This is a genomic window from Pseudomonas sp. A-1 (assembly GCF_004801855.1).
GTDB lineage: Bacteria > Pseudomonadota > Gammaproteobacteria > Pseudomonadales > Pseudomonadaceae > Geopseudomonas.
Map to the genome: position 1 here is coordinate 1 of NZ_SSTC01000124.1, position 8,412 is coordinate 8,412.

Below are 8,412 nucleotides of genomic sequence, written 5' to 3' on the forward strand. Positions count from 1 at the left end.
CAGGGCTGGGGGCCGGGGCGCTACTGGACGCTGCCGCGCCCGCTGGCCGCCCTCGGCGCGCTGCTCGGCGAGCGCCTGGGCTGGCGCGCGCTGAACCGCCAGACCCTGCGTCTCGCCCGGCGCGACAACCTGGCCTCGCCCGAGCCGCTGGCCGAAGCCTGCGGCCACCGCTGCCAGCCACTGGCGATGCGCCTGCACGACTGGCCGCAGGCGAGCGAGAGCCTCGGCCTGATCATGCAGCCGCTGCTGCTCGCCCTGCTGGTGCTGATCTGGCTGGGCACCGCGCTGGCCTGCCTCGGCCCCGGCTTCGCCTGGGGCCTGCGCATCCTCGCCGAGGCCGGCATCGACGGCTGGCCGGCGCGCATCGCCGTGGCCGGCGGCGCCCTGCTCGACGGCGCCCTCGGCCTCGGCCTGCTGTGGCGGCGCTGGCGCCGTCGCGCGCTGCAGGCGCAGGTCGCCCTGATGCTCGCCTACACGGCGCTGATCTCCTGGCTGCTGCCGCACTACTGGTTCGATCCCTTCCAGGGCGTCGGCAAGAACCTGGTGCTGCTGGCCCTCAGCCTGTGGCTGCTGTGGCTGCCACCCGCCCACGGACGGAGCGCCTCATGACCTTCTACCTGCTGCTCAAGACCCTGCACATCCTCTCCTCCACCCTGCTGTTCGGCACCGGCCTCGGCTCGGCGTACTACGCCTGGCGCGCCTGGAAAAGCGCCCAGGTGACGACCATCGCCACCACCTTCCGCCACCTGGTCGCCGCCGACTGGCTGTTCACCACGCCCACCGCCATCCTCCAGCCGCTCAGCGGCCTGGCCATGGTCCACCTGGGCGGCTGGCCGCTCGGCCAGCACTGGCTGCTGGTGACCCTGGTCCTCTATGCGCTGGCCGGGCTGTGCTGGCTGCCGGTGGTGTGGCTGCAGATCCGCGTGCGCGACCTGGCCGTGCAGGCCGAGCGCGACGGCACGCCGCTGCCGGCGCTGGCCGGGCGCTACATGGCCTGGTGGTTCGCCCTCGGCTGGCCGGCGTTCACCGCCTTCGTGGTGATTTTCGGCCTGATGGTGGTCAAGCCCGCCTGAAGCCGGAAACGACGACGGCGCCCGCAGGCGCCGTCGGCATTGCTCCGTGGGCATCAGCCGCGCAGCGAGATCACCGGCCAGCCGCGCTGTTCGGCGATGGCGCGCAGCTCCGCGCAGGGGTCGACCGCCACCGGCTGGTCGACCTGCTCGAGCAGCGGCAGATCGTTGCGCGAGTCGCTGTAGAAGGTGCTGCCGGCCAGGCTCATGCCGTTCTCCAGCAACCAGCGCTCCAGGCGGGTCACCTTGCCCTCGCGGAAGCAGGGGATGTCGGTGGTGCGCCCGGTGTACTGCCCGTCCTGCATCTCGCACTCGGTGGCCAGCAGGGTGTCGACGCCCAGGCGCGCGGCGATCGGCGCGGTGACGAAGCGGTTGGTGGCGGTGATGATCACCAGCCGGTCGCCGGCGGCGCGGTGCTCGGCGAGCAGCGCCTCGCCCCTGGGCAGGATGATCGGCTCGATGCACTCGGCCATGAACTCGCGGTGCCAGGCGTCCAGCTGCGCGCGGTCGTACTGGCCGAGCACCGCCAGGCAGAAGTTCAGGTAGGCCTGGATGTCCAGACGCCCGGCCAGGTAGTCCTGGTAGTACTCGTCGTTGCGCGCCTTGTAGGTGGCCTCGTCGAGGATGCCGCGACGGCATAGCCAGTCGCCCCAGGCATGGTCGCTGTCGCCGGCCAGCAGGGTGTTGTCGAGGTCGAATAGCGCCAGACGCACGGTGGGAATTCTCTTCGGATGGGGATGGGAACGACCAAGCCTACCCCGTTTTGTCGGGGCTGCCCACGTGCCGCCGCATCCGCGTTGCCGCTGTGACGGGCTTTGTGGAACAATCCGGGCATATATGTTTCGAGGTATCCGCCGTGATCGATCCCGATGGTTTCCGACCGAATGTCGGCATCATCCTGGCCAATGAAGTCGGTCAGGTGCTGTGGGCGCGACGCATCAACCAGGATGCCTGGCAGTTTCCCCAGGGTGGCATCAACCCGCAGGAGTCGCCGGAAGAGGCACTGTTTCGCGAATTGAACGAGGAAGTCGGCCTGGAGCCCCAGGATGTGCGCATCCTCGCCTGCACGCGCGGCTGGTTGCGCTATCGTTTGCCGCAGCGCCTGGTGCGCACCCACAGCCAGCCGCTGTGCATCGGCCAGAAGCAGAAGTGGTTCCTGCTGCACCTGACCGGCGACGAGCAGCGGGTGCGCATGGACCTGACCGGCAAGCCGGAGTTCGACGGCTGGCGCTGGGTCAGCTACTGGTATCCGCTGGGCCAGGTGGTGTCCTTCAAGCGCGAGGTGTACCGCCGCGCCCTGAAGGAACTGGCGCCGCGCCTGCCGATCCGCGACTGAGTCCTTTAATCCGAGGCCGACCTGTAGAGGAGCGCCCAACCTTTGACCATGCTCCACACGCTGCGCAAGATCATCCAGGAGGTCAACGCCGCCCGGGATCTCGATACCGCTCTGGCGATCATCGTCGAGCGCGTGCGTGCAGCCATGGGCACCCAGGTCTGCTCGGTGTACCTGCTCGACCCGCAGAGCAACCGTTTCGTGCTGATGGCCACCGAAGGCCTCAACAAGGACTCCATCGGCCAGGTCAGCATGGCGCCCAGCGAGGGCCTGGTCGGCCTGGTCGGCACCCGCGAGGAGCCGCTCAACCTCGAGGACGCCTCCAGCCACCCGCGCTTCCGCTACTTCGCCGAGACCGGCGAGGAGCGCTACGCCTCCTTCCTCGGCGCGCCGATCATCCACCACCGCCGGGTGATGGGCGTGCTGGTGGTGCAGCAGAAGGAGCGCCGCCAGTTCGACGAGGGCGAGGAAGCCTTCCTGGTCACCATGAGCGCCCAGCTCGCCGGGGTGATCGCCCACGCCGAAGCGACCGGCTCGATCCGCGGCCTCGGCAAGCAGGGCAAGGCCACTCCCGACACCCGCTTCCTCGGCGTACCCGGCTCGCCCGGCGTGGCCCTCGGCAGCGCCGTGGTGGTGCTGCCGCCGGCCGACCTCGAGGTGGTGCCGGACCGCCCGGTCGACGACATCGACGGCGAGATCGCCTACTTCTACAACGCCGTCGAGGCGGTGCGAAAGGACATGCGCGAGCTGTCCGCGCGGCTGGCCAGCCAGCTGCGCCAGGAGGAGCGCGCGCTGTTCGACGTCTACCTGATGATGCTCGACGACGCCTCGATCGCCGGCGAAGTCATCAAGGTCATCGAGACCGGCCAGTGGGCCCAGGGCGCCCTGCGCCAGGTGGTCAACGGCCATGTGCAGCGCTTCGAGCTGATGGACGACGCCTACCTCAGCGAGCGCGCCTCGGACATCAAGGACATCGGCCGGCGCATCCTCGCCTACCTGCAGCAGGCCCGCCAGCAGAAGCTGGTCTACCCGGACAGCACCATCCTGGTCAGCGAGGAGCTGTCGCCGGCGATGCTCGGCGAGGTGCCGTCCGGCAAGCTGGCCGGCCTGGTCTCGGTGACCGGCTCGAGCAACTCGCACGTCGCCATCCTCGCCCGCGCCATGGGCATCCCCACGGTGATGGGCGCGGTCGACCTGCCCTACACCATGCTCGACGGCATCGAGCTGATCGTCGACGGCAACCGCGGCGACGTGTTCACCAACCCCTCTCCCGGCCTGCGCCGCCAGTTCAGCGAGATCGCCGAGGAGGAGCGCCAGCTCAACCGCGGCCTCGATGCCCTGCGCAGCCTGCCCTGCGAGACCACCGACGGCCACCGCATGCCGCTGTGGGTCAACACCGGGCTGTTCGCCGACATCGCCCGCGCCCAGGAGCGCGGTGCCGAGGGCGTCGGCCTGTACCGCAGCGAAGTGCCGTTCATGACCAACGAGCGCTTCCCCAGCGAGAAGGAGCAGGTGGCGATATACCGCGACCAGCTCAGGGCCTTCCACCCGCTGCCGGTGACCATGCGCACCCTCGACATCGGCGGCGACAAGGCGCTGTCCTACTTCCCGATCAAGGAAGAGAACCCCTTCCTCGGCTGGCGCGGCATCCGCGTCACCCTCGACCACCCGGAGATATTCCTGGTCCAGGCGCGCGCCATGCTCAAGGCCAGCGAGGGCCTGGAGAACCTGCGCATCCTGCTGCCGATGATCAGCGGCCTGCCCGAACTGGAGGAGGCGCAGCGCCTCTTGCACCGCGCCTGGAGCGAGGTGCGCGAGGAAGGCGTCGACGTGCCCATGCCGCCGGTGGGGGTGATGATCGAGATCCCCGCCGCGGTGTTCCAGACCCGCGAACTGGCCCGCCAGGTCGACTTCCTGTCGGTCGGCTCCAACGACCTGACCCAGTACCTGCTGGCGGTCGACCGCAACAACCCGCGGGTGGCCAACCTCTACGACTACCTGCACCCGTCGATCCTGCAGGCGCTCAAGCGCGTGGTCGACGATGCGCACAGCGTCGGCAAGCCGGTGAGCATCTGCGGCGAGATGGCCGGAGACCCGACGGCCGCCCTGCTGCTGATGGCCATGGGTTTCGACTCGCTGTCGATGAACGCCACCAACCTGCCCAAGGTGAAGTGGCTGCTGCGCCAGCTGTCGCTGGAGCAGGCGCGCGAGCTGCTCGACCTGGTGCTGGCCCTCGACCACGCCCCGCTGATCCACAGCACCCTGCAGCTGCACCTGCGCAACCTCGGCCTGAGCCGCATGCTGGCGCCGGGCGGCAGCGTGCAGGGCTGAGTCCGGCGCGCGATTTCACCCGGAGCCTAGAGCCGCGGGCGGCCAATCCGGTACCATGCCGCTTTGCCTGCGGGGAGTGGCAATGGAGTTCGTCATCTATCTGATCCTGGGCGCCGCGGCCGGCGTGCTGGCCGGGCTGTTCGGCGTCGGCGGCGGCATGATCATCGTGCCGGTGCTGGTCTACAGCTTTCAGGTCCAGGGCTTCGCCCCCGAGGTGCTCACCCACATGGCGGTCGGCACCTCGCTGGCCACCATCGCCTTCACCTCGATCAACTCGATCCGCGCCCACCACAAGCGCGGCGCGGTGCGCTGGGAGATCGTGCGCTGGCTGACCCTCGGCATCCTCGGCGGCAGCGTGCTCGGCGGCCTGACCGCCTCCTTGCTGCAGGGCGAGTGGTTGCAGAAGATCATCGGCGTGTTCGCCATCAGCATGGCCGCGCAGATGGCCTTCAACCTGCAGCCCAAGGCCAGCGGCGGCGTGCCCGGCAAGGCCGGTCTCGGCGGCGCCGGCACGGTGATCGGCTGGGCCTCGGCGATCATCGGCATCGGCGGCGGCTCGCTGACCGTGCCCTTCCTCAGCTGGCGCAGCGTGCCGATGCAGCAGGCAGTGGCCACCTCGGCGGCCTGCGGCCTGCCCATCGCCGTGGCCAGCGCGCTGAGTTTCATGTGGCTGGGTCACGGCGAAGCCCAGCTGCCGGACTGGAGCCTGGGCTTCGTCTACCTGCCGGCGGTGGTCGGCATCGCCGCCACCTCGATGTTCTTCGCCCGCTTCGGCGCGCAGCTGGCGCACAAGCTGTCGCCGCTGGTGCTCAAGCGCCTGTTCGCCCTGCTGCTGCTTGCCGTCGGCCTGAATTTCCTGCTCTGAGGACCTGACATGCTGGTTTTCCCGCAGATCGACCCGGTGGCCGTCGCCCTCGGCCCGCTGAAGATCCACTGGTACGGCCTGATGTACCTGGTCGGCATCGGCGGCGCCTGGTGGCTGGCCTCCCGCCGCCTGGCGCGCTTCGATGCCGCCTGGACGCGCGACACCCTCTCCGACCTGGTGTTCTGGGCCGCCTGCGGCGTGGTCCTCGGCGGCCGCTTCGGCTACGTGGTGTTCTACAACTTCGAGCAGTTCCTGGCCGACCCGCTGTGGCTGCTGCGCATCTGGGAAGGCGGCATGTCCTTCCACGGCGGCTTCCTCGGCGTGATGCTGGCGATGTGGTGGTTCGGCCGGCGCACCGGCAAGCGCCTGTTCGAGCTGCTCGACTTCATCGCCCCGCTGGTACCGCTGGGCCTCGGCGCCGGACGCATCGGCAACTTCATCAATGCCGAGCTGTGGGGCAAGCCCACCGACCTGCCGTGGGCGATGCTGTTCCCGGCCTGGAGCGATCCGGCGCAGCTCGCCCGCCATCCCTCGCAGCTGTACCAGTTCGCCCTCGAGGGCGTGGCGCTGTTCGTCATCCTCTGGCTGTACTCCAGCAAGCCGCGGCCGACCATGGCGGTGTCCGGGCTGTTCGCCGCCTGCTACGGCTGCTTCCGCTTCCTCGTGGAGTTCGTCCGCGTGCCGGACGCCCAGCTCGGCTATCTGGCCGGCGGCTGGCTGACCATGGGCCAGCTGCTCAGCCTGCCGATGATCCTCGGCGGCATCGGCCTGATGGTCTACGCCTACCGGCGCCAGGCGCAGGCGGCCTGAACCGACACCGGCACGCAGGGTGCGCCATGCGCACCGAAATACCGGCGCATGGCGCACCCTACCAATACCGCCCGGCAGCCGGCCTTGAGCCGCGCCAGGCAGCTGCCTAACATTCCACCCTCCGTTCACCGAGCCCTGCCATGAAACAGTACCTCGACCTGATGCGCCGCGTGCGCGAGACCGGCACCTTCAAGGCCGACCGTACCGGCACCGGCACCTGGTCGGTGTTCGGCCACCAGATGCGCTTCGACCTGGCCGACGGCTTCCCGCTGGTGACCACCAAGAAGTGCCACCTGAAATCCATCATCCACGAGCTGCTGTGGTTCCTCAGGGGCGAGACCAACATCCGCTACCTCAAGGAAAACGGCGTCTCCATCTGGGACGAGTGGGCCGACGAGAACGGCGAGCTGGGCCCGGTGTACGGCTACCAGTGGCGCAGCTGGCCGGCGCCCAACGGCGAGTCGATCGACCAGATCGCCAACCTCGTCGCGATGATCAGGAAGAATCCGGACTCGCGCCGGCTGATCGTCTCGGCGTGGAACCCGGCGCTGGTCGAGCAGATGGCCCTGCCGCCCTGCCACGCGCTGTTCCAGTTCTACGTGGCCGACGGCAAGCTGAGCTGCCAGCTGTACCAGCGCTCGGCCGACATCTTCCTCGGCGTGCCGTTCAACATCGCCAGCTACGCCCTGCTGACGATGATGGTGGCGCAGGTCTGCGACCTCGAGCCCGGCGAGTTCGTCTGGACCGGCGGCGACTGCCACCTGTACGCCAACCACCTGGAGCAGACCGACCTGCAGCTGTCGCGCGAGCCCCTGCCGCTGCCGCAGATGAAGCTGAACCCGACGGTGAAGGACCTGTTCGCCTTCCGCTTCGAGGACTTCGAGCTGGTCGGCTACCAGAGCCACCCGCACATCAAGGCGCCGGTGGCGGTCTGACCTCCCGAATGCACGAGGCCCCGCGCGGCAGTTGCCGGGCGGGGCCTCGTGCCGTTCAGCGACAGATCAGAGGCTGAGCAGCCACAGGCTGATGCCGGGGAACAGCGCCAGCAGGACGATGCGCAGGACGTCCGAGGTGAGGAAGGGCACCACGCCCCTGGCGGTTTCGGTCAGCGGCACGTTGCCGGCGGCGCGCTGGACGATGAACAGGTTCATCCCCAGCGGCGGCGTCACCAGGCCGATCTCCACCACCATCAGGGCGAGGATGCCGAACCAGATCGACTTCTCGGAAGGATCCAGGCCGAAGAAGTCCAGGCCCATGATCACCGGGTAGAAGATCGGGATGGTCAGCAGGATCATCGCCAGCGAGTCCATCACGCAGCCGAGCAGCAGGTACAGCACGAGGATGGCGAACAGCACCAGCATCGGCGCCAGGCCGCTGTTCTTCACCCACTCGGCCAGCTCGTTGGGCATCTGGGTCAGCGCCAGGCCCGAGTTGAGCAGATCGGCGCCGAGCAGCACGAGGAAGATCATCGCGGTGGTCTCGGCAGTGCCGAGCAGGCTGGTGCGGATGCCTTCCCAGCGCATGCCGCCCTGGATCACCGCGAGGATGCCGCAGGCCGCGGCGCCGATGGAGGCCGCCTCGGTGGGGTTGGACCAGCCGCCGTAGATGCCGACGATCACCACGATGAACACACCGACCACCGGCAGCACGCCGATCGTGGCCTTGATCCGCTCGCTGGCGGTGGCCTTGCGCTGCTCGTTGGCATGGCCGCCTTCACGGGCGACCATGATGCGCAGCACGATCATGTAGCCGATCACCGCGAGGATGCCGGGGATCACCGCCGCGACGAACAGCTTGGCGATGGACTCCTGGGTCAGCACCGCGTAGATGATCAGCGGCACCGACGGCGGGATGAGGATGCCCAGGGTGCCGCCGGCGGCCACGGTGGCGGTGGCCAGGCGGCCGGAGTAGTTGTAGCGGCGCAGCTCGGGCAGGGCCACGTGGCTCATGGTCGCCGCGGTGGCCAGCGAGGAGCCGCAGATGGCGCCGAAGCCGGCGCAGGC

The 8,412-nt window shown here is 69.2% G+C and carries 9 protein-coding genes; 7 read left to right on the forward strand and 2 right to left on the reverse strand.

Annotated elements, in window-relative coordinates; genetic code table 11:
• Positions 1-609, forward strand: a 609-nt coding sequence (locus E5198_RS19195; RefSeq protein WP_218569071.1) for a DoxX-like family protein, incomplete at its 5' end; no start/stop codon positions are given.
• Complete coding sequence (locus tag E5198_RS19200; protein WP_136491541.1) at positions 606-1,073, forward strand: DUF2269 domain-containing protein; 468 nt, start codon at positions 606-608, stop codon at positions 1,071-1,073. The genes E5198_RS19195 and E5198_RS19200, both read left to right, overlap by 4 nt.
• 53 nt (positions 1,074-1,126) lie before the next feature.
• Here the strand turns inward: E5198_RS19200 and E5198_RS19205 are convergent, their stop codons facing one another.
• Positions 1,127-1,783: an HAD family phosphatase gene (locus tag E5198_RS19205; RefSeq protein WP_136491542.1), complete on the reverse strand. Its 657-nt coding sequence runs from the start codon at positions 1,781-1,783 to the stop codon at positions 1,127-1,129.
• Positions 1,784-1,926: 143 nt separating this feature from the next.
• On the opposite strand from E5198_RS19205, the gene E5198_RS19210 reads away from it, so the two are divergent.
• The 5 genes from E5198_RS19210 (at position 1,927) to E5198_RS19230 (ending at position 7,344) form a co-directional block, all read left to right on the forward strand.
• On the forward strand, positions 1,927-2,406 hold the full coding sequence (locus E5198_RS19210) for an RNA pyrophosphohydrolase (RefSeq protein ID WP_136491543.1): 480 nt from the start codon (positions 1,927-1,929) through the stop codon (positions 2,404-2,406).
• Between the two features lie 48 nt (positions 2,407-2,454).
• On the forward strand, positions 2,455-4,734 hold the full coding sequence (gene ptsP / locus E5198_RS19215) for a phosphoenolpyruvate--protein phosphotransferase (RefSeq protein ID WP_136491548.1): 2,280 nt from the start codon (positions 2,455-2,457) through the stop codon (positions 4,732-4,734).
• An 82-nt stretch (positions 4,735-4,816) separates the two neighbouring features.
• On the forward strand, positions 4,817-5,599 hold the full coding sequence (locus tag E5198_RS19220) for a sulfite exporter TauE/SafE family protein (RefSeq protein WP_136491544.1): 783 nt from the start codon (positions 4,817-4,819) through the stop codon (positions 5,597-5,599).
• Positions 5,600-5,608: 9 nt separating this feature from the next.
• Entirely contained in the window at positions 5,609-6,409 is an 801-nt protein-coding gene (lgt, locus tag E5198_RS19225; RefSeq protein WP_136491545.1) for a prolipoprotein diacylglyceryl transferase, read from the forward strand.
• 140 nt (positions 6,410-6,549) lie between these two features.
• The gene (locus tag E5198_RS19230; RefSeq protein WP_136491546.1) at positions 6,550-7,344 is read left to right on the forward strand and encodes a thymidylate synthase; all 795 of its coding nucleotides are present in this window, start codon (positions 6,550-6,552) and stop codon (positions 7,342-7,344) included.
• A 66-nt stretch (positions 7,345-7,410) separates the two neighbouring features.
• Here the strand turns inward: E5198_RS19230 and E5198_RS19235 are convergent.
• On the reverse strand, positions 7,411-8,412 hold a 1,002-nt coding region (locus E5198_RS19235; RefSeq protein ID WP_136491547.1), incomplete at its 5' end, for a TRAP transporter large permease.

Excerpts from the sequence above, each read along its gene's own strand:
- E5198_RS19200 (WP_136491541.1), top strand. The coding sequence starts at position 606 with ATGACCTTCTACCTGCTGCTCAAGACCCTGCACATCCTCTCCTCCACC.
- E5198_RS19220 (WP_136491544.1), top strand. The coding sequence starts at position 4,817 with ATGGAGTTCGTCATCTATCTGATCCTGGGCGCCGCGGCCGGCGTGCTG.
- ptsP (WP_136491548.1), top strand. The coding sequence starts at position 2,455 with ATGCTCCACACGCTGCGCAAGATCATCCAGGAGGTCAACGCCGCCCGG.
- lgt (WP_136491545.1), top strand. The coding sequence starts at position 5,609 with ATGCTGGTTTTCCCGCAGATCGACCCGGTGGCCGTCGCCCTCGGCCCG.
- E5198_RS19230 (WP_136491546.1), top strand. The coding sequence starts at position 6,550 with ATGAAACAGTACCTCGACCTGATGCGCCGCGTGCGCGAGACCGGCACC.